The organism is Streptomyces sp. NPDC002868 (genome assembly GCF_055563295.1).
In genome coordinates this window covers 481309-501245 of record NZ_JBVHDR010000004.1, presented here as the reverse complement: position 1 = coordinate 501245, position 19937 = coordinate 481309, and the positions used below count along the sequence as shown (strand labels likewise).

Sequence of the window (19937 nt, the reverse complement as noted above, 5' to 3'; positions counted from 1 at the left end):
AGCAGAGGAGCCTGCGGCCTGTTTTTCCACATTAGGTCCGTTTGTTTGGCAATGCTCCAGGCATGCGGGAGGCGTGGGACCGGGGCTTGCCACGTGAGCGCCGTGAGCGGCCGGATCGGGGAGGTTCCGGCAGCCTGGATCACCGAGCGCGCGGCCTCCGGGGTACCGAGCCGCGCGGCCTCTGGAGTGTCCGGGGTCCGGCCGGGCGCGATGCGGATCCGCCTGGCCGACCCGGAATCAGTGCCGGAGCCGACTGTTCCTGCGCCTTGGAGCGCAATGCCGCCGGGACCGCTGCAGCAGCGGCACCAGAGTGAGGAGCCCGAGGGCGGCGAAGCCCAGCGAACGCGACCACCTTTCGAGATCGTTGAACCGCCTCCGCGCCCGACGGCAAATGGCGGATCAAATTGCGCAGCCGTCCGAAGAGAGATGAACCGGCCCGCGGCATCGGAAGGCTTCATCGGTATGCCTGTCGACTACTACGGGCGACGACGTCGCCCGTAGTCACGGGCTGTCTGAAGTCACGCTGCGCACTCCGGGGGAGAAGATCGCCGCCGCTGCCGTGAGGCGCAGCTTCTCCAGCGTGTCGATCTGGCCCCGCGCCCGGTCCAGCAGATCTTGCAGCTGGGATTCATCCAGACGGGGCTCGCCCCCGGCCACGACGAGCAGCGTGCGCCAGATCAACGTCTTCCCCTCGACTCCCAGCCGCAGGGTCTCGAGCTCGATGAACGTGCTCAGCCCGGAGCGCCGGTACAGGACGCCGTTTGGTTTCAGGCGCCCGAGCCTCTCGGCCGCCCAGCCACCGTAGACCTTGTAGCGGAGAGCGGGGACGCCGAGTGCGTCCATCAGTTCGAGCAGGGTCTGCCGGTCCTGGGCGATCTCGTCGGAGATGCGCTGCAGGTCGGCGCTGCGTGCCGAGTGGCGGTGCTGGTGGGCGATGCGCCGCGCGAGTCCGATGCCGAAGGTGGCACCGGCCAGGTGGTCATTCAGGTAGATCCCAAGCTTGTCGCGATGCATCCTGGGCCCCTGTCTCGACTGTCCTCGGCGATCTCCTCGAAGGTGCGACCGCGTACGCAGGCGGGCTGGGAGCACCGGCGTCGGATTTCCCCCGCACCACGACAGCAAACCGCGAGGGAACGGAGTCGTCGGGGCGAAATGCCGGGAAGGGACCCGAACGGCTCACCAGGCGTTCGGCGGCCGCTGCGAGCAGCGTCTGCCGCAGATGCTGCTCGGACCGCAGCGGCGGAAGCTGGCGCCCCGGCCCGGTGACAGTCGCCGTTCTTGTGACGGCGGTGGAACCCGCCAGGGGCCGACCAGCCTGACCGGCAAGGCAACACGCGAAGGAGGCCACGATGGAGGAGCAATTCGTCTGGGTGGCGACGCGTCGCATCAAGCCCCGCCCTCACCGCCACCGCCCTCCGCCCGGCCCTCCTGCTCCCGCGCCGCCCCGACGCCGGACGGCACCGGCCCGCCGGCCCGCGGGCACTGACGCCGGCCGCCAGCGTTCCCCGACGAACTCGACGAGGTCGGCGCGGGAGCCCTCGTCGGCGCGATGACCGGAGCGGTCAGCAGGGGGCTGTACGCCCTCCTGGAAGACCCCGAAACAGCCGAGGCATTGGCCCGTACACCCGCAGCGCCCGCGCGCCCGGATCCCGAGCGCGGCCCAGGCCGCACTCCAGCCTTGGGCGCCGGCTCGCTGACGGTCGGGGCGGCTACGCAGGTATCGGCCCCATGGCAGCCTCCTGAAAGCGCGGACTACCTGCGGCCCGGTGACACCCTCGTCGTCCCGTCGATGGACCGGCTCGGCCACTCCATCCAGGACCTGATTGCGATCGTGTCCTGCCTGCACAATCGCGGCATCGGCTTCACCTCGCTCTACTAGGCGCTCAACACCACCACACCGGGCGGCGCCTGGTCTTCCACGTCTTCGCCGCCCTCGCGGAGTTCATCCGCGAACTCATCGTGGAGGGCACCAACGATGGCCTGGACGCCGCCCGCGCCCGCAGTGCCCGCCTCCGTGAAGTCGACGAGCCTGGCCGAGGGGTGCACATCACCGACGACGCTGCGGGACCGGGCTCAGGTGGGCCCTTGGCCCCCCAGTGTGTGCCGCTGCATCAGCCGTGAAATGTCCTTCGCGGTGACGATCCCCACCAGATGGCCCCCGTCCACGACGAGAATGCGCATGCCGGTACCCGGGCGGAGCCTGTCGAGAGCCTCACTCAGAAGATCACTCGGAGCAGCAATCGCGCACTGCGACAGCGGGATCGCCACCTCGCGCACGCGCAGGGCCTCCCGGCGCGCTCCCGGTATCCCGGCAAGCCTGCGTACCTGAACGATCCCGCTGGGACGGCCTTCGAAATCGAGCAGCGGCATGGCGGAATGGTGGGACTTCACTGCCACCTCGTCGATGAAACGCTGGGCGGTCAGCCAGTCGGCGCCGGTGGTCACCGGGCTGGACATGGCATCGGCCACCCGCACGCCCCGCAGTGCCGTGTGGATCACGGCCCGCTGCCGTTCCGCGCCGGCGACGACCGTGATGAAGAGACCGACGAAGACGAGCCACAGCCCGCCCGGCGCCCCGCGCAGCAGGGAGATCCAGCCGAAGGCCATCAGCAGCACGCCCATGACCTGACCGCTTCGGGAGGCCGCCCGATCCGCGCGTTCCCGGTCTCCGGTCCGCCACCACAACAGCGCCTGCACCACCCTTCCGCCGTCGAGCGGCGCAGCGGGCATGAGGTTCAATGCGCCCAGGAACAGGTTCGCCCAGCCGAGCCACACCAGAACGGCGGCGGGCACCGCCCAGCTGGACAGCGAGTGCAGCCCGATTCCCGCTCCGAGCGCGGCGCCTCCGATGGCCAGGCTGGTGAGCGGCCCGCTGACCGCCACCGCGAAAGCCACTCCGGCGGTCTGCGGTCGCCCCATCCGGGTCATCCCGCCCAGCGCCCACAGCGTCACATCCTGTACCGCGATCTTCTTCCTGCGGGCAGTCGCAGCGTGTGCCATCTCGTGGAGCAGCAGGCTGCCCATGAGCAGCACGGCTCCTACGGCACTGGCGAAGGTGTAAACCGCATCCGAGCGCCCTGGAGTCCATACGGGGAGGGTCTGGCGGCCGAGACCGTACGCGAGCAGGACCACCAGCAGCGGCACGCTCCAGTGCATCCGCAGCGGTACCCCGGCAACTTGTCCGACGCGGACCGAGCCGTTCATCGTCGTCTCCTGCCGGCTCGGCACCCGGTCCACCGGGCAGGACCTCGCGACCTGCACTCCGTAACCGACCGGCACGGCACCCACCACAATTGTCGCTCTCCGAATCTTCCTCAGTCGGCCAGGGGCCCATGGGCGCTCGCTTGTCAGTCCGTGAAGTCCGTTCATCACGTCGCCGCGCAGGTACGGTCAAGCAGGGCACCGGATCTAGGCTGGACGTACCGACGGCACTGTGGAGGTGCGTCATGGGGCACAGCCACCCACTTCCACCTGCATCAGGGTGACCACTCGATCACCGTGAACGTCGGGCCCGGAAGAAACGGAGAGATCGCGCTCCTGGTCAACGGCAGAGTGGTCGCGCGCCAGAAGGAGCACGACCGTGGGACGAGCCTGCTGACCGGCGAACTGCCCGAAGAGCCCACCCGCCCGTTCCGGTCCGGGTACGCCAGCCGCACCTCGTCCCGTCCAGGCCCAGATGCACGCTGGAGCTGGACGGCGTAGAACAGCCCATGCCGGAGAGGCCCATGTTGTGAGCTCCCTGCTGCGCGACTGTGGGCGGGATCAGGTGCACAGCGTGCTCCCCGCCAGGTCCGACGGACCCGCACGCATGTGCAAGGTGCTGCCGCGAACCCCAATTCAAGATCTGCCGCCGCGGGCGCACCACGCATGTGCGTCGGCTCCGAGTGGTTTCCCGCCGAGCCCGACGCACCCCGCGTGCCACTACGTGCCGTTCAAAGCAGTAAACAGCGGTCACCAGGAGCAGCTTCGATCCATCCAGGAGCCGTGCCCGGGGTAGCGTTTCCGCAGGTCAGAGCCTTCCAGGTGGTGAAGTCCCGGGTGATTCCCAAGCTCAGAGCGCGGGTTCGATTCCCGTCACCCGCTCCATATGAAAGCCCCAGGTCACAGGCCCGGGGCTTTGTTGTTGTCTTCACCAGTCTCGCTGTCGGAGCACCAGGTAGCGCCATTCGTGCGCCCGAGATGAGGCACGCTGAGGCCACGAGCCCTGCCGTGATCTGCCGGATTCTCCGCCATGAACTCTCTGACCTGTGCCTAGAGCTCCGCCGAGCTTTCGGAGCTGGACGGCCCCGCCTACGGCACTGTCAGCCTGCCGCTGCACCTCGCGTGGTCCGGCCTGTCCGAGTTCGATCTCGACCAGCCCCGGTTGCGGATGAGCTGCTACCGGATCGTCCTGGGCGAAGGTCAACACGATGACCTGGTCCACTACCTGAACCGCGAACTGCTGATCAGCATGTGCCTGTCCTGCGCACGCTGATCAGCCGGGACATCCGCGACATCTGGGAGAGCGCCTTCAACGAGCTGGCTCCCAGAGCCAGGCCGCTGCGTGAACCTCACGGATCTGCACCGCCGCTTGCTGGCCGATGTCCACGCCGTTGGGGGCGTCTATCCACTCGTGCTTCGGGCCGCTACGCAGTCCAGCACACGGCCTGGTCAACCGGCCAGCCAGGACCTCGACGCCGCCACCGAGAACCCGGAGCCTACGGACAAAATCGCCGCCACCCTGCGCGCCGGGCTGGAAGAACTCGGCTGGCACGTCCAGGCATTGGAGGCAGATCCGCTGTCCGCACGGCTGATCGTCACCGACCCCGCCACTGGCGAGGAGTGCGAGGTCGATGTCCTCAAGGAAGCCCTCTGGCATCCACCGGTCAAGACCGAGCACGGTCTGGTGCTCTCTCTGGAAGACGTGGTCGGAACGAAGATCCGCGCACTGGCCGACCGGGGCCTGGCCCGTGACCTGGTCGACATCCGCGCCGCGGCCGACCGCTGGAGTCACGCAGAGCTCGAAGAGCTCGGCCGCCGCCATGCCCGCGACACCTTCGACCTCACCGACCTCCAGGCCCGGCTCGCCGGAGCCGACTGGATCGACGACACCGAGTTCGCCGCATACGGACTCGGCGACCATCAGATCACCGACCTGCGCCGGTGGGCTCAGGCATAGTTCGACGACATCGGAGAGCGGCTCCAGGAACTGGAAGACCCGTTTGAAGGCTGATCAACTACGTTGCCTGTGACAGCTGATGGCTGCCAGGCGCATCCTCGATTACGCGCCGCTGCCGGGCGGGGCCCCGGCTGTGCTGAACCTCTCTGCCACCCGTGCACTTCTTCATGGGTGGTTCATGACAATCGCGACTGTTGTAGGCCCTGGCGGCGTGAAAACGTCTGAACGACACCGGCCGAAGGAGTGCGATGAACAAGGGGTACGCCGTCTTCTGCGACGCGAACCGGCAGTTCTACGACGCTCCGCACCGGTCCCACGAGGAAGGCAGCGGTTCCTCCGCTCTCTACGAGGCCGTGCGGCGCGAGCTTCCGGACGGCTGGCAGCGCCACCGGTCGGGCGACTGGCTGGCGTTCCGACCGCTCGACAGTGCACTGCCCAACCAGGGGTGGAAGATCCACATTTCCGCCTGCCTGGACAACGCGGAGAAGGTGCTCGCCCAGGTCTGGGACTACTGCGTCCCTCGATCCGTCGCCTTCAAGTGCATGCCTAGCCGGTACTTGCTGCACATCCGCAACGCCAAATACGCCGATCGCGCCGCCAGTGGGAAGTTCCTCACCGTCTACCCCGCCGACGACGACCAGTGCCGCACCATTGCGGATGACCTTGACCGTCTGCTCGGAGGCGAGCCCGGTCCGTACATACTCAGCGACCTACGCTGGGGCGCGGGTCCGGTTCATGTGCGCTACGGCAGCTTCACAGAGCGGCACTGTTACGACGACCGGGGTGAGCTGTGCCCCGCGGTCGAGGACAACCATGGACGACTTGTTCCCGACCGGAGGGACCCGACGTTCCACGTTCCGGACTGGGTCACCCTCCCCGCGTTTCTCGAACCGCATCTGGCCGCCCGCTCCGCCACCACGCTCGACGACATCCCGTACCGGTTCGAGCGCGCGCTGCATTTCTCCAACGGCGGCGGCGTGTTCGTCGGCCGGGACCTGCGCACCGATGAGCAAGTGGTCTTGAAGGAGGCACGGCCACACGCCGGCCTGGCCGCGGACGAAGCCGACGCGGTGACCCGGCTGGAGCGCGAGAGGGATGCACTGCGGCGGCTGTCCGGGCTCGACTGCACCCCCGAGGTGCGCGACTGGTTCACCCTGGGCGACCACTCCTTCCTGGTCATGGAGTTCATCGAGGGCCGCCCGCTCAACAGCTTCTTCGCACACCGGCACCCGCTGATCGAAGCGGATCCCAGCCCGGAGCGGCTCGCCGAGTACACCCAGTGGGCTATGCGGGTGCACCACCTGGTGGAGGACGCCGTATCGGCGATCCACGCGCGGGGCGTGGCCTTCAACGACCTGCACCTTTTCAACATCATGCTGTCCGAGGACGAACGCTCGGTGGTGCTGCTGGACTTCGAGGCCGCCGCGGTCGATGACGTGAACCGGCGTCAGGTGGTCGCCAATCCGGGGTTCGTCGCACCTGCCGACCGCAGGGGCTTCGACGTCGACCGGTACGCCCTGGCGTGCCTGCGCCTGGCCTTGTTCCTGCCCCTCACCAGTCTGTTCGCCGTGGACCGGGCAAAAGCCGCGCATCTGGCGGAGATCGCCGCCGAGCAGTTTCCGGTGCCGCGCGATTTCCTCCAGGAAGCGGTCGCCGAGATCCTTCGCGGCCATCGTGGCACGGACCTGCCGGGGGGCAGGACCCGCGGCGCAGCGGACCCCTACTTACCCGTGGAGCTCGCCGACTGGCCACGCAGCCGCGACTCCATGGTCCGGGCGATCCTGGCCTCCGCCTCTCCGGAACGGGAGGATCGTCTCTTCCCCGGAGACATAGCCCAGTTCGGGCCGGTCGGCGGCGCATGCTTCGCACACGGAGCGGCCGGCGTCCTCTACGCCCTGGCCGAGACCGGCGCCGAACCGGCTCCGGAAGCGGAAGAATGGCTGCTGAGGGCCGCGAAGACCCCTCCTTCCGGCAGCCCACTCGGTTTCTATGACGGCCTGTCCGGCATCGCCTGGGTCCTGGACCGGCTCGGGCACCGCGAACGCGCCCTGGACCTCGTCGACACGATCACCTCCCAGAGCTGGGAGGACATGGCCCCCGACCTGCACAGTGGACTGGCCGGACTCGGCCTGGCCCTCGATTCCCTGGCCACCTCCACGGGCGAGAGTGCCCTGCGCGACAAGGCTATCCAGTGCGCCCGACTCGCGGCGGACGAGGCCGGCGCTCCCTCGTCCGGGCAAGCCGGCGCCGGGACCCCGCGGGCCGGACTCCTCCACGGAGCCACCGGAGCGGCGCTGCTCCACCTGCGTCTGTACGAGGCGACCGGCGACCACGCCCTGCTGGACCTGGCCGCCGACGCGCTCCGCCGCGACCTGGCTCGTTGTGTACGAGGCGTGGGCGGAGCCCTCCAGGTCGACGAGGGCTGGCGGACCATGCCCTACCTGGGCGCCGGCAGCGTCGGCATCGGCATGGTGCTCGACGACTACCTCGTCCACCGCACCGACGAAGAGTTCGAGAAGGCCAGGGGCGAAATCGTGCGGGCGGCGCAGGCCAAGTTCTATGCCCAGCCCGGCCTGTTCCGCGGTGCCGCGGGCATGGTGCTGCACTTGAGCCGCACCACGACCGGAGGCCCGGGCACCCACGCTGCCGATCTGCGCCGTCAGATCGACTCGCTCTCGTGGGGCGCGATCCCCTACCAGGGGCATCTCGCCTTCGCCGGCGAGCAGATGATGCGCCTGTCCATGGACCTCAGCACCGGCACAGCCGGCTGCCTGCTCGCACTGGGCAGCGCGCTGCACGACCAGCCCGTGCACCTGCCCTTCCTCCCGCCGCCACGGCGGCCCTGAAACCGGTCCCCCTACTCGGGGGGACCTGAGCAAGATCCGTCCCCATGAAGGAGAGGAACACCACCATGGCACTTCTCGACCTGCAGACGATGGAAACCCCCAAGTCCGAGGCCACCGGCGAAATCGGGACCGGCGGCGGCAGCCGCGCGAGCCTGCTGCTCTGCGGTGACAGCAGCCTGAGCGTCACCACCTGTAACTGACGCGTGGTCACCACGGGACTTCGGCTCTGTGGTGACACCGGCGCAACGGTCCCGGGCGAACAACTTCGCCCGGGACCGAGGCGTGACTGGCCCGCATCTCTCCGACGGAGGCGAGGACTGCACCCCTATGGCCCCGACGCCCCGGAACGCCCCGTCCCGCAACGCCGCGGAACTCGTACCCCTCGACCGTGCTTCAGGCATCCTGGCCGGTGCGGTACGGCACAGTTCGGGCCGCACACTCGCCCTCTTCCTGTTCAGCGCCGCATCTGCCGCCGCGGCCGTCGCCCTGCCTGCCGCGCTCGGGCACACGCTCGACCTGCTGCTCGAAGAGGCCGCGGGGGAAGAAGCCGCGGGGGTGGAGCGAGCCGTCGTGCTGTGCGCCGTGCTGGTCGCCGCCGAGGTTCTCTTCGACGCCCTGGAGGCCCTGGTCGGCGGCGCGACCAGCGCCCGCAGTACCGCCTGGCTGCGCCGCCGCGGAGCCGACCACCTCCTGTCCCTCGCGCCGCACCGTGCCGCGGACCGCTTCACCCCGGGCGACCTGGTGACCCGGCTGACCGGCAACGCCGCAGAGGCGGGCACCGCGCCCAGCACGGCGGCCATGGGCCTGGCCTCGCTCCTCGTCCCGGTCGGCGGTCTGGTCTGTCTGGCGCTCATCGACCTCTGGCTGGCCGTTGTCTTCCTTGCGGGGATCCCCCTGCTGGCCCTGTTGCTGCGGGTCTTCGCCCGCGGCTCCTCCGACAGCATCTCCCAGTACCAGCGCGTGCAGGCGGACATCGCCGGCCGCCTCCTCGAGGCCCTCGGCGGCGCCCGTACCGTCGCCGCCGCCGGGACCGCCGAGCGCGAACTCGCCCGCGTGCTGGCTCCGCTTCCCGAACTGGGCGCGCAGGGGCGGCGCATGTGGCAGGTCTACGGACGCGCATCGGTCGGCAGCGGGATTCTGGTGCCCCTGCTGACCACGGTGGTCCTCGCCGTCGGCGGGGTGCGGCTGGTCGGTGGAAGCCTGTCCGTGGGCGACTTGCTGGCAGCCGCCCGCTATGCCGCCCTCGCCGCCGGCCTGGGCGCGGTGGTCGGACAGCTCAACTCCCTCCTGCGCAGCGGCGCCGCGGCCCGCCGCATCGCCGACGTGCTCGCCCTTCCCGCCGTACGCCACGGGACGCGTCCACTGCCCGCCGACGGTCCTGGGCGCGTCGAGCTGCGGGAGGTCACCCTCAGCCGCGGCGGCGCTCCCGTGCTGCGGGGGGTCGACCTGGTCGTGCCCGGGGGCACGACCATGGCCGTCGTCGGGCGCTCCGGCGCGGGCAAGTCCACTCTCGCCGCCGTCGCCGGACGGCTGGCCGACCCCGACGCGGGGGTGGTGCTACTGGACGGCGTACCGCTGACCGAGGCCGATCCGTCGGAGCTGCGCCGGGAGGTCGGGTACGCCTTCGAACGGCCGGTGCTGTTCGGCGAAACGGTCGGCGCGGCCATCGGATTCGGACCGTACGAGCCCACCGTCTGCGAGATCGGGGCCGCGGCGCGGGCGGCGGGGGCCGACACCTTCGTCCGGCTCCTGCCCGGCGGGTACTCGGCGCCGCTCGCCGACGCCCCCCTGTCGGGCGGAGAACTGCAACGCCTCGGGCTGGCACGGGCCTTCGCCCACGCCGGCCGATTGCTGATTCTCGACGACGCCACCTCCAGCCTCGACAGCGTCACCGAACTCCACGTCGGCCGGGCACTCGTACACGACGTCCGGACGGGTACCCGGCTGCTGATCGCCCACCGCGTCTCCTCGGCGGCGCGTGCCGACCTGGTCGCATGGGTCGAGGACGGCCGTATCCGCAGGGTGGGCCCGCACGAACTTCTGTGGGAAGAGCCCGACTACCGGGCCGTGTTCGCGGACACCGGTCAGGACACGGGCGGGAGTTGATGACGATGACGGGTTCACGGCTCCTGCCGCAGGCCGTGCGCTTTCTCGGCCGCCGCAAACGCGTGCTGTTGAAGCTCAGTGGCTGGTCCCTGCTGGAATCGGCCCACACCTTCCTCGGCGGTTATGCCGTGGCGATGGCGCTCGACCGGGGCTTTCTCGCCGGCCGCACCGGCACCGGCCTGGCGTGGCTGGCGGTGGCCGCGCTGGCCATCGTCATAGGTGGCCTGGCCACCGGCGGTGTCTTCCGAGGACTCGCCGACCTCGTCGAACCGCTGCGGGACGGCCTGGTACGCCGGGTGGTGACACGGTCGCTGGAGCAGGCGTTGGCCGAACCGGCGCACGCCGCTGACAGCGCGGTGGTCTCCCGGCTGACCAACCAGACGGAGATTGCACGGGACAGCTTCGCGGGGCTGGTGCTCGTGGCCCGGTCCTTCGTCTTCACCTCAGTCGGGGCGCTTTTCGGGCTTGCGGCGCTCGCTCCCGCACTGCTGGTCGTCGTGGCGCCACCGCTGCTGACGGGACTGCTGCTCTTTCTGGCCACGCTGGTGCCGATGGCCGCCCGACAACGCGACTTCCTCTGTGCCGACGAGGCTCTGTCGGCACAGTTCGGCTCGATGGCTCAGGGTCTGCGCGACGTGGTGGCCTGCGGCGCAGGGGCACCCATCGCGGCGCAAACGCAGGGGCTGATCGAGCAGGAAGCCAAGTCGGCACGGTCCCTCGCCCGGTGGGCGAGTGCCCGCTCCCTGGCACTCGGCATAGCCGGACACCTTCCGGTGGTCCTGCTCCTGGTCGCCGCACCCTGGCTGCTGCGTCAGGGCGTCACGGCGGGCGCCCTGCTCGGCGCGCTGACGTATCTGACCCAGGCCCTGCTGCCCGCTCTGCACAACCTGATGAACGCGCTTGGCGCGGCCGGCACCAGGCTGCTCGTGGTCCTCGGCCGGCTGTCCCCCGGGCCGGACCCCCGCCCGACCGTCCCGGTACCCGCGCCCGCGGGCAACCCCGAGCGGTCGGCGCGGGCACCGGGACGCCCCGACGCACCGCGGGTCGAACTGCGTGCGGTGACGTTCGCCTACGGTCCGGCGGCGCAACCCGTGCTGCGCGGCCTCAACCTGACGATCGAGCCCGGCGAGCACCTCACCGTGGTGGGGCCCAGCGGCATCGGCAAGTCCACGCTGACCTGTCTGCTGGCCGGCCTGCTCGAACCCGACAAGGGCGAGGTACGGCTCCAGGACCGGCCGGCGCATACGCAAGCCGGCCATGGAGCCGACCCCTCCCGGCTGCGCGTGCTCATCCCGCAGCAGGCCTACGTCTTCACCGGCAGCCTGTACGAGAACCTGCTCTACCTGTGCCCGGACGGAGCTTCCCGGTCGGCGGTGGATGCCTCGTCGGAAGCGGTCGGCCTCGGCCCCCTGGTGCGCAGGCTCGGCGGGTTCGACGCGCATGTCGATCCCGCGGCCCTGTCGCAGGGCGAAAGGCAGCTCATCGCGCTCGGCCGGGCGCATCTCTCCCCCGCGCCGCTCGTCATCCTGGACGAGGCCACCTGCCACCTCGATCCGGCGGCCGAGGCCCGGGCCGAACGGGCCTTCGCCCTGCGGCCCGGGACGCTGATCGTGGTTGCCCACCGGATCAGTTCGGCTCGGCGCGCCGACCGGATCCTGGTGCTCGACGGCCTCAAGGCCACCTGCGGGAGTCATCAGGAGCTGCTCGACCACTCGTCGCTCTACCGTGACCTGGTGGGACGCTGGCACGCCGAGAAGATCTGAGACGGCCCGCCCCGTCTACACCCAACCCGCCCCGTGCGAAATACGGACGGCGTCAGTCCAGTTACGGGCGTTGGTCTTGCGGGTGATTGCGGACATGTAGTTCCGCACAGTCCCCTTGCTCAGTTGCAGAGTGCTGGCGGTCTCAAGGACGGAAGCGCCGTCCGAAGCGAGTGCCAGCACGCTCAATTCACGGGGAGTCAGTGACATGTCGGCCGCCTGGACAAGGTCCGGGGCGAGCGAGGCATCGACGTACCGCTTCCCCGCTGCCACAAGCCTGATCGCGTTCAGCAACTGGGTCGGCGACGCGTCCTTGTTCACGAAGCCCAGAGCCTTGGCCTGGGCGGCACGCCGCAGAACACCGGGCCTGCACGAGGTGGCCAGGACGAGCAGCTCGCATTTCTGCTCGGTGGGATGGACCGGTAATCGCGAGGACCCCGGACAGTCCGCGTCCACAACACAGAGGTCAGGCCGTAACGAGCGAGCCTGGCTCGGTGCCTTCTCCCAACAGGCGGCTGTCGCCTCGATGCCGTCCGCATGTTCCAACAGCGCTGTAAGAGCCGATCGCATCAACCATATGTCGTGCACCAATAGCACCCGGGTCACGTTCGCCTCACTTCGACAAGAAGTACCGAAACTTGCGCCGCGCACGCCCATGCCTACCCGGCTCGGACGGAGCGATGGCTCGGCTTTCGGCCAGCTGCGGGTGTCCCTTGCCCGAGCGGCGGGACCGGCCTCCACGGGGCGAGGTCGGCTCCCCCTCCTGCCTGGTGCTTCCGTCTCGTGGCCGGACTCGACGGCCGCCCAGGGAGCAGGGCACCGCGTCCGGTCTCCGCTGGTCTTCCAAGCGGCCGTCGACGGAGTCCAGGTGGCTGCCACCAGCGCCGACGTGCTCGGCACCGAGCCGGACGTGGAGCAAGCGGTCCGCCGGCGGCTGTGGCCGGTCCCCGCTGGTGGACACCGCCTGGCCGACGTGGTCACTCGCCCACGGCGCACCCAGGTGCTGGACCGGTTCAAGCGTTGCGCACCAGGTCCGGGCCGGGGGCCTGCCCATTCGGTGCCTTCCGCTGAACCTTGACGAGCTGGTCCAGCCCGGCTACCACGGCCTTGACCAGCTGGTCCAGCTCGGCGGCCACCTCCTCCTGCCGCTCAACGATCCCGCAGAGGGGCACGTCCTCCCTTCGCTCAGAGGCTCAGTAGCGCAGCATTCCGCGCCGTGAACGCAGGGCAACCAGGTTAGGAGGACACTGGTCGTATGCCCCTACCCAAAACGCATCAGTGCCCGGCCTGCTTGGACAGTGCCGCGCCGGACACAGTCCTTCACGAAGACCTCGTCGTCGGAGCACCCCTGTCCATGGAGGATCTCACCGACGCGCAGCGCCTCGACCGGTTCGCCCGCAAGTATGCCCACGACGGTTGCCAGGTCAGAGAAGTCCGGCGGGTCCCGCACGACACCTTGAGCGGCTACGCCTGGTCCGTACGCTTCACCGAGAGTCCGTGACACCCGCTCCATGCAAAAGCCCCAGGCCGGCGGCCCGGGGCTGCTGTGTCGTCCGGGACTTCCCGGAGGGTGCTGCGCTCGGATGCACGACGTCAGCCCGGATTCGCGCCGCGGGCGTCTTGGGCGACGTCCCTCTGGAGTGCGGCCTGCGCGATGTTGCGGGCCATGCCGCCGAACACGACCGCATGGAACGGCGACACGCTCCACCAGTAGACATGCCCGAGCAGACCGTGCGGGTGGAACAGCGCCCGCTGCCGGTAGCAGGCCCGGCCTTTCTCGTCCCGGTCGGCGTACATCTCCAGCCAGGCAAGCCCCGGCAGGCGCATCTCGGCACGCAGCCGCAGCAGCCGGCCCGGATCGATCTCCTCCACGCGCCAGAAGTCCAGCGAGTCCCCCACCCGCAGCCGTGCGGCGTCCCGGCGGCCACGGCGGAGTCCGGCGCCTCCGACCAGGCGGTCCAGCCAGCCCCGCACCGCCCAGGCGAGCGGGAAGGAGTACCAGCCGTTGTCACCGCCGATCCCCTCGATGACCTGCCACAGTGCCTTCGGTGAAGCGTCGACGGCGAGCGCGCGCCGGTCGACGTAGAGGCTGCCGCCGGCCCAGTCGGGGTCCGTGGGCAGAGGGTCGCTCGGAGCGGTGGGCAGCGATGCGGAGGACCAGCGGGTGGTGACCTGAGCGTCGCGTACGCGCTGAAGGGCCAGGGTGAGGGCCTGGTCGAAGCCGATCGGTGCATCGGGCGGATCGGGTACGTACTGCGCGATGTCGTGCTCGCGGCAGACGACCTCGTGGCGCAGCGACTCGGCCAGCGGCCGGGCGAGGGAGGGGGGAACGGGCGTGACCAGACCGATCCACAGGCTGGAGAGGCGGGGGGTCAGCATCGGTACGCGCAGGATGAAACGGCGCGGCAGGCCGGCCACCACCGCGTACCGCCGCATCATCTGTTCGTATGTCATGACGTCGGGCCCGCCGATGTCGAACGCGCGGTTCACCTCGTCGGGCATGTCTGCGCTACCCACCAGATACCGCAGCACGTCCCGGACGGCGATCGGCTGGATGCGGGTGCCGACCCAGCTCGGGGTGACCATGACCGGCAACCGCTCTGTGAGGTAGCGCAGCATCTCGAAGGACGCGGAACCGGAGCCGATGATGACCGCGGCGCGGAGCACGGTCGCCGGTACCGGCGAGCGGAGGAAGGTCTCGCCGACCTCGGCGCGGGACCGCAGATGGGGTGACAGTGCGCGTTCCGGCACATCGGCCGGGGTCAGTCCGCCCAGGTAGACGATGCGCCGTACGCCCGCGGCGCGGGCCCGCTCGGCGAAGGCCCGGGCGGCCTTCCGGTCAGTTTCCTCGAAGTCGTCTCCGGCCCGCAGGGCATGTACGAGGTAATAGGCCACGTCGATACCGCGCAGGGCGTCGCCGACCGATTCCGGATCGGTCACATCCCCGCGTACCACCTCGGCGCGTCCTGCCCAAGGGTGGTCACGCAGCTTGTCCGGAGAGCGGGCCATGCACCGTACGCGGTGACCGGCGTCGAGCAATTCAGGCACCAGCCGGCCTCCGATGTAGCCCGTCGCGCCTGTCACGAGACAGTGCAGGCTCTGCGTATCCCGGCCGCTCATGGAAGCCTCCGATCCGCAGGGGTCCGACATTGCCACTCTCGCCCCTGTCGACGCATTCCGCTCATGGGGGGAGGCAGCCCCGGATGCGGTGCCGTCCCCCATAGGCGCTCACCCAGAGCCCGGAGAGCTCATGGAGGACGCCCCCTGTGCAGCGGACCATATGCCCCCAGGCAGAGGCCGCAACGCGTGTGGTCCTCGCTGCGGCCCTGGTGCCGGGGGTGATCAGGAGAGGCGTACGGGCAGGGCGCGGTGTCCGTTGGAGATGAAGGAGTCCACGGGCCCCAATTCCTCCGGCGGCACGGCGAGGGCGAGGCCGGGGAACCGCTCGAAGAGCGCCGGCAGGGCGATACGGGCCTCCATGCGGCCCAGCGGCGCCCCGAGGCAGTAGTGCACGCCGTAGCCGAAGGCCAAGTGCTCCTTGTCGGCGCGGGTGACATCGAAGCGGTCGGCGTCCTTCCCGTACCGCTCGGGATTGCGTCCAGCGGCGGCGTACGCGGCAAGGATCGCCTCGCCCTTGCGGATGATCGTCCCGTCCAGTGCGATGTCCTCCACGGCGTACCGCAGTGGCAGGCTGGCGACCGGCGCGTCCGACCGCAGCGTCTCCTCGATCACGTCGTCCCACGAGGCGCGGCCCGCCCGTACATGCGCGAGCTGTTCCGGGTGGGTGAGCAGTGCGTGGATGGCGTTGTCGATGAGATTGACCGTGGTCTCATGACCGGCGCTGATCAGGAGCACCAGGGTGTCGAGCAGCTCCTGCTCGCTCAGCCGGGTGTCGCCCTCGTCGTCGCGTGCGGTGATGAGGCCGCTGGTCATGTCGTCGGCGGGCGCCTGCCGCTTGGCGGCCACGAGTTCACCCATGGCGGCGTAGATCCGGGTGTAGGTGGCGGTGACCTCCTCCGGATCGGCGGAGGTGTGGAAGATGCTGTCGACGATGGACCGCAGCTCCTCCCCCTTCTCCTCGGGAAGGCCGAACAGCTCGCTGATCACCTGGATCGGCAAGGGATAGGCGAACTCCTCCCGCAGATCCACCACGTTGTTCTGCTGCCCGGCCTCGGCGATGCGGTCCAGCAGATCCGTGGTGATCTCCTCGATGCGCGGCCGCAGAGCGGCGGTCCGGCGCGCGGTGAACGCCTTGGTGACCAGGGTCCGCAGCCGCTTGTGCTCGCCCCCGTACGCGGTGAACATGTTCTGCACCGCGACCCAGGTGAACAGTGGCCACTCCGGAGAGATCTCCCCGTTGATCCAGACCGGCCAGTGCCGGCGCGGGTCCTTGGATACCCGCGGATCGGTGAGCAGTTCCTTCAGCAGTTCGGGGCTGCTGACTGCCCACGCCTCGACCCCACCGGGGAGTTCGACGCGCGCCACCGGTCCCATCTCACGTAATCGGGTTGCTTCTCCGTGTATGTCACGGCCGGTCGGGTCTATCACCAATCGGGACTGGTCTCGCATCAGCGCCTCCCTGACATTCGCATTCCAATACGGCACTTCACGCACGCTACGCGTGGTCCGGCTTCGGAACGAGACCGCACCGAACACGCTGCGTACGATGGCAACTTCCTTACGCCTGCACCATGAGGGCGGCCAGTGGCAGGGCGGGGACGCTGTAGGCGGCGCGCGGCGCCCTGGTGGCGTCAGCCGACACAATCCGGCTCGCCCGCCGCACGCTCCCAAGGTGTCGAGGCGCGCTCGCGCAGGGCAGCGTTGATCGCCTGGTGCGGATGCTCCATCCGCGACCAGCCTGACCGCGATCAGCCCGGACCATTGCCAGAGCGAGTCGCCGTCAGAGACCCGGCCGCGTCGGCACGCCTCTCGCGGGAGACCGCCCCGCGCAGCGCCTGTCTGAGTGCTCCGTGCCACTACGTGCCTCGGCTACGCCAGTGCGGCCGGGCGGCGTTGGTCACCGCTCGCAGCAGCCACTCGACCGGACCGTAGGAATGACAGCGCAGCCACCACCGGCAGGCCACGACCTGGCACGCGAACAGGGCCAGCGCGATGCCCGTCACCAGCGGCGGTGGCACGCGGCCCACCAGGGCGGCACCGAATCCGGTGAAGAGCAGGGCGCAGACCAGTGACTGGGCGAGGTAGTTGGTCAGGCTCATCCGGCCCGCCGGAGCCAGGACGGCGGCGAGGCGGCGGCCTCGACCGGTGGATATCAGCCGCAGCACGGTGGCCGTATACGCGGCGGCCAGCAGAGGCGCGGTCACCACATCCACGCCCAGCGCGAATAGCTGGTAGGCGGTGCCCGGATGCTCCAGGCTCGCGTGCGCGTAGACCACGCCACCGGCCAGCCCGATGGGGAAGCCGACCCACTGCAGCCGCCGCAGCAACCGCTCGTGGCGGGTGACGTCGGCCAGGACCCCGTGCGTGCCTGCCGCGAGGCCGAGCAGGAAGGCGGCCAGAGCAGCAGGGGCTTGGAAGAAGATGAGCATGAACGCGACATCCGGCAGCTGCTCGAGGTGCGCCCCGATCACCGAACCCGGGCCGCCGCGCAGCGCGTCGGTGGTCTGCTGGGCGTGGGCTGCCACGGAGGCCGAGTCGATGCCACCATCGCCCGCCGCGTACTGAGCGAGGCCGAGCAGCAGGTAGCCGGCGGCTGTGACCGTGAACAGCACGATCGCGATGCGCACCGCCTTGCGGGGCCGGGTGCGGCGAGCGATGAGCAGGATCAGGCCCAACAGGGCGTAGGTGGTGAGGATGTCACCGGGGAAGAGAACAATGGCATGGAAGGCGCCGAGCGCGAACAACACTGCGAGGCGGCGCAGGAACCGGGGGGCGAAGCGAACACCCCCGCGTTCGGCGGACTTCATTTGAAGGGTGAAGCTGTAGCCGAACAAGAAGGAGAACAGCAGGTAGAACTTGGCCTCGAACAGCATCGCCACCAGAAAACGCACAGCGCGGTCGGCAGGTGAGTCGAAGCCGGTGTCTTCCAGTCCTGTGCCGTGGTAGGCGGAGGCGAGGTAGGTGATGTTGACCATCAGGATGCCGAAGAGCGCGAAGCCCCGCAGCGCGTCGATGTCCGCGATCCGTCGCACTGCCGCAGTTGCGGCCGTCGGCTGCGTCGTCGTGCCGGTCACGCCGTCTCTCCCTTGCTGTCGTCGTCGACGTGATCGAGGAAGCGGCGCTGGTCGGCGAGGAACCCGCTCGCGAACAGCGCCCTGGGCGCGAAGAGCGCAGTCAGCGTGACCCTGACCTCCGAATGTTCAACACCGTGCTTCACCAGGGAGTGAGTGGCGTCGGGATAGTGCTCGACCTGCGGGCCGGGGGCCTGGAGCAGCCTGCGGTAGGCGGTTTCGGTGTCGGCGACGTCGACGTTGATGTCGCGGCCGGCCAGGATCAGCAGGACGGGCGTCCCGCGAATCGCCCGCAGGTCTGCCGTGGCGTCGGCGGTGTAGTTCTTCGAGATGAACCGCCACCGGTCGGCCGTCATGCCCTGGGCGTCTCCGGTCTCAGCCCGGTACTTCTCGAACGACGCACCGCGGCGCAGCAGTTGCAAGGTGGTCTCCCGCCGCCGCAGCGCCGTCTCGACCTGCTCGGTGGAGGCGCCGTCCTCGCGCATCTGGGCGAGGAGGTTGTAGCGGCCTTGCTGCTGCCAGTTCACAGCCGGGGATACGGCGATGACGAACCGCAGTCCGGGAGTGCGGGCCGCGACCTTGGGCAGCACCCATCCCGCCTGGCTCGCTCCCCACAGTCCGATGCGGCGACTGTCGATGTCCGGCCGCTGACGCGCCCAGGAGATGGCATCCATGGTCTCGTCGGCCCGGTCCTCCATGCTCTGGTCCAGCCAGTTGCCCGACGAACCGCCCACTCCGGGCTTGCTCCAGGACAGTGAGGCGTACCCGGCTCTGGCGAACGACTCCCACAACGGCCGGTAGAAGGTGTCATGGGTGGCGTCGACCGGCCCGTCCCCGTGCACGAAGACGACCAGCCCGTACGGCCCCCGGCCCTCCTTCGGCGTGGCCAGCACGCCATCGAGCGCAGCTCCACCATGCCGGAGGGTGACTCGCTCCTCCCGGATGTTGTAGGAGTTCTGCCAGATCACCACTGCACCCAGCCCCGCTGTCACCAGCAGTAAGCCTGCCAAGGACCAGATCACTGCTTTCACCCGGCGACGCCTGCCCCCGGGCACACCCCTGCGTTGTCTCGATCGCACACCCATCCCTATCTATCGCTCAAGAAACGATCGTTCAGCAAACGAACGTACTACAGTGGATAGTGGCATCGCTACGGCGCGCAGGACAAGAGGCGAGGAGGGCTGGGAATGGCCAACGCGGAGAACAGACGGGACGCCAGGAGCATCGCTGAAGGCGGACCGATGACCGTCCGGCGAGGCGTGCCGGACGGAGCCGAGGAACGCGTCGCCGAGCTGTACTGGGAGGCGTTCGGCCGGAAACTGGGCGCAGCGCTCAACCCACCCGCCACAGGCAGACACTTCATCGCGACACATCTGCACCGGGACCGGGCCGTGGTGGCACTCGCCGGCGACCAGGTAGTGGGAGTGGCCGGCTTCCAGCTCGACGGGCGCGGGCTCACCGGCGGAGGCGTGACCGATGTCCTCAATACGTACGGCCGGTTCAGAGGAATCCCGCGACTCGCAGTTCTGGCCCTGCTCGAACGCACCCCGGCACCAGGACAGCTCGTCATGGACGGCATCGCAGTCGACGCGGACTTCCGCGGCAACGGCATCGGCAGCCTGCTCCTGCGGGAGACGTTCCGGGTCGCCGTCGACCACCTCTGCGACGAGGTCCGGCTTGACGTCATCGACGTCAATCCCCGCGCACGCGCCCTCTACGAACGGCACGGATTCACCGCGGTCCGCACCGAACAGACGCCCTACCTGCGACGCCTGATGGGGTTCGGCGCCGTCACCACCATGCACCGCTCCATCGCCCCGCCCGTGGGAGAGGTCGCCCCACCTGCCGGAGAGCGGGCGTGACCACCGGGAAGACG

At 69.6% G+C, this 19937-nt stretch carries 16 protein-coding genes and 2 pseudogenes; 9 read left to right on the top strand and 9 right to left on the bottom strand.

What is annotated here, in order from left to right:
* Window positions 1-501: 501 nt before the first annotated feature.
* Window positions 502-1014 carry a hypothetical protein gene (locus tag ACZ3H8_RS16435; RefSeq protein WP_467402174.1) on the bottom strand — a complete coding sequence of 171 codons (513 nt, stop codon included), beginning with the start codon at window positions 1012-1014 and terminating at the stop codon, window positions 502-504.
* Window positions 1015-1549: 535 nt separating this feature from the next.
* Between ACZ3H8_RS16435 and ACZ3H8_RS16430 the strand changes: the two genes are divergently transcribed.
* Window positions 1550-1879, top strand: coding sequence for a recombinase family protein (locus ACZ3H8_RS16430; protein ID WP_467402172.1), 330 nt, complete (start codon window positions 1550-1552; stop codon window positions 1877-1879).
* Here ACZ3H8_RS16430 and ACZ3H8_RS16425 read toward each other — a convergent pair.
* Both ACZ3H8_RS16425 and ACZ3H8_RS16420 read right to left on the bottom strand, forming a co-directional pair.
* Complete coding sequence (locus ACZ3H8_RS16425) at window positions 1876-2046, bottom strand: hypothetical protein (RefSeq protein ID WP_467402170.1); 171 nt, start codon at window positions 2044-2046, stop codon at window positions 1876-1878. The two genes, ACZ3H8_RS16430 and ACZ3H8_RS16425, sit on opposite strands and share 4 nt — an antisense overlap.
* 27 nt (window positions 2047-2073) lie before the next feature.
* Window positions 2074-3204, bottom strand: a complete 1131-nt coding sequence (locus tag ACZ3H8_RS16420) for a site-2 protease family protein (protein ID WP_467402319.1) — start codon at window positions 3202-3204, stop codon at window positions 2074-2076.
* A gap of 1057 nt (window positions 3205-4261) precedes the next feature.
* Here ACZ3H8_RS16420 and ACZ3H8_RS16415 point away from each other — a divergent pair.
* The 6 genes and pseudogenes from ACZ3H8_RS16415 to ACZ3H8_RS16390 form a co-directional block, all read left to right on the top strand.
* Window positions 4262-4536 (top strand): annotated as a pseudogene (locus tag ACZ3H8_RS16415) (transcriptional regulator); the annotation flags it as partial.
* Between the two features lie 7 nt (window positions 4537-4543).
* Window positions 4544-5158 (top strand): annotated as a pseudogene (locus ACZ3H8_RS16410) (nucleotidyl transferase AbiEii/AbiGii toxin family protein).
* Window positions 5159-5406: 248 nt separating this feature from the next.
* Window positions 5407-8004, top strand: coding sequence for a class III lanthionine synthetase LanKC (gene lanKC, locus ACZ3H8_RS16405; RefSeq protein WP_467402168.1), 2598 nt, complete (start codon window positions 5407-5409; stop codon window positions 8002-8004).
* A 65-nt stretch (window positions 8005-8069) separates the two neighbouring features.
* Entirely contained in the window at window positions 8070-8204 is a 135-nt protein-coding gene (locus ACZ3H8_RS16400; RefSeq protein WP_467402166.1) for a SapB/AmfS family lanthipeptide, read from the top strand.
* Window positions 8205-8331: 127 nt separating this feature from the next.
* Window positions 8332-10110: an ABC transporter ATP-binding protein gene (locus tag ACZ3H8_RS16395; RefSeq protein ID WP_467402163.1), complete on the top strand. Its 1779-nt coding sequence runs from the start codon at window positions 8332-8334 to the stop codon at window positions 10108-10110.
* Between the two features lie 5 nt (window positions 10111-10115).
* Entirely contained in the window at window positions 10116-11873 is a 1758-nt protein-coding gene (locus ACZ3H8_RS16390; protein WP_467402161.1) for an ATP-binding cassette domain-containing protein, read from the top strand.
* Between the two features lie 15 nt (window positions 11874-11888).
* Here the strand turns inward: ACZ3H8_RS16390 and ACZ3H8_RS16385 are convergent, their stop codons facing one another.
* Together ACZ3H8_RS16385 and ACZ3H8_RS16380 are read right to left on the bottom strand one after the other, a co-directional pair.
* Window positions 11889-12326 carry a response regulator transcription factor gene (locus ACZ3H8_RS16385; protein WP_467402159.1) on the bottom strand — a complete coding sequence of 146 codons (438 nt, stop codon included), beginning with the start codon at window positions 12324-12326 and terminating at the stop codon, window positions 11889-11891.
* A 557-nt stretch (window positions 12327-12883) separates the two neighbouring features.
* A complete protein-coding gene (locus ACZ3H8_RS16380; RefSeq protein ID WP_467402156.1) occupies window positions 12884-13042 on the bottom strand; it encodes a hypothetical protein in 159 nt (52 codons plus the stop codon).
* A 182-nt stretch (window positions 13043-13224) separates the two neighbouring features.
* Between ACZ3H8_RS16380 and ACZ3H8_RS16375 the strand changes: the two genes are divergently transcribed.
* Window positions 13225-13371 (top strand): hypothetical protein, encoded by a 147-nt coding sequence (locus ACZ3H8_RS16375; protein ID WP_467402154.1) that lies wholly within the window; start codon window positions 13225-13227, stop codon window positions 13369-13371.
* Between the two features lie 92 nt (window positions 13372-13463).
* On the opposite strand, the gene ACZ3H8_RS16370 is transcribed toward ACZ3H8_RS16375, so the two are convergent.
* The 4 genes from ACZ3H8_RS16370 to ACZ3H8_RS16355 all read right to left on the bottom strand — a co-directional run bounded on the left by ACZ3H8_RS16370 (window position 13464) and on the right by ACZ3H8_RS16355 (window position 19071).
* On the bottom strand, window positions 13464-14990 hold the full coding sequence (locus ACZ3H8_RS16370; RefSeq protein WP_467402151.1) for an SDR family oxidoreductase: 1527 nt from the start codon (window positions 14988-14990) through the stop codon (window positions 13464-13466).
* A 222-nt stretch (window positions 14991-15212) separates the two neighbouring features.
* Window positions 15213-16439 (bottom strand): cytochrome P450 family protein, encoded by a 1227-nt coding sequence (locus ACZ3H8_RS16365; protein WP_467402149.1) that lies wholly within the window; start codon window positions 16437-16439, stop codon window positions 15213-15215.
* Between the two features lie 407 nt (window positions 16440-16846).
* Window positions 16847-18064, bottom strand: a complete 1218-nt coding sequence (locus ACZ3H8_RS16360; protein WP_467402146.1) for a DUF418 domain-containing protein — start codon at window positions 18062-18064, stop codon at window positions 16847-16849.
* Entirely contained in the window at window positions 18061-19071 is a 1011-nt protein-coding gene (locus ACZ3H8_RS16355; protein WP_467402145.1) for an alpha/beta hydrolase family protein, read from the bottom strand. The genes ACZ3H8_RS16360 and ACZ3H8_RS16355 overlap by 4 nt, the downstream gene beginning before the upstream one ends.
* Before the next feature lie 231 nt (window positions 19072-19302).
* Between ACZ3H8_RS16355 and ACZ3H8_RS16350 the strand changes: the two genes are divergently transcribed.
* A complete protein-coding gene (locus ACZ3H8_RS16350; RefSeq protein WP_467402142.1) occupies window positions 19303-19923 on the top strand; it encodes a GNAT family N-acetyltransferase in 621 nt (206 codons plus the stop codon).
* Window positions 19924-19937: the final 14 nt, after the last annotated feature.

Coding starts and splice junctions, on each gene's coding strand:
- ACZ3H8_RS16435 (WP_467402174.1), bottom strand. CDS start 1,014: ATGCATCGCGACAAGCTTGGGATCTACCTGAATGACCACCTGGCCGGT.
- ACZ3H8_RS16430 (WP_467402172.1), top strand. CDS start 1,550: ATGACCGGAGCGGTCAGCAGGGGGCTGTACGCCCTCCTGGAAGACCCC.
- ACZ3H8_RS16420 (WP_467402319.1), bottom strand. CDS start 3,204: ATGAACGGCTCGGTCCGCGTCGGACAAGTTGCCGGGGTACCGCTGCGG.
- lanKC (WP_467402168.1), top strand. CDS start 5,407: ATGAACAAGGGGTACGCCGTCTTCTGCGACGCGAACCGGCAGTTCTAC.
- ACZ3H8_RS16400 (WP_467402166.1), top strand. CDS start 8,070: ATGGCACTTCTCGACCTGCAGACGATGGAAACCCCCAAGTCCGAGGCC.
- ACZ3H8_RS16395 (WP_467402163.1), top strand. CDS start 8,332: ATGGCCCCGACGCCCCGGAACGCCCCGTCCCGCAACGCCGCGGAACTC.
- ACZ3H8_RS16390 (WP_467402161.1), top strand. CDS start 10,116: ATGACGGGTTCACGGCTCCTGCCGCAGGCCGTGCGCTTTCTCGGCCGC.
- ACZ3H8_RS16375 (WP_467402154.1), top strand. CDS start 13,225: ATGGAGGATCTCACCGACGCGCAGCGCCTCGACCGGTTCGCCCGCAAG.
- ACZ3H8_RS16370 (WP_467402151.1), bottom strand. CDS start 14,990: ATGAGCGGCCGGGATACGCAGAGCCTGCACTGTCTCGTGACAGGCGCG.
- ACZ3H8_RS16365 (WP_467402149.1), bottom strand. CDS start 16,439: ATGCGAGACCAGTCCCGATTGGTGATAGACCCGACCGGCCGTGACATA.
- ACZ3H8_RS16350 (WP_467402142.1), top strand. CDS start 19,303: ATGACCGTCCGGCGAGGCGTGCCGGACGGAGCCGAGGAACGCGTCGCC.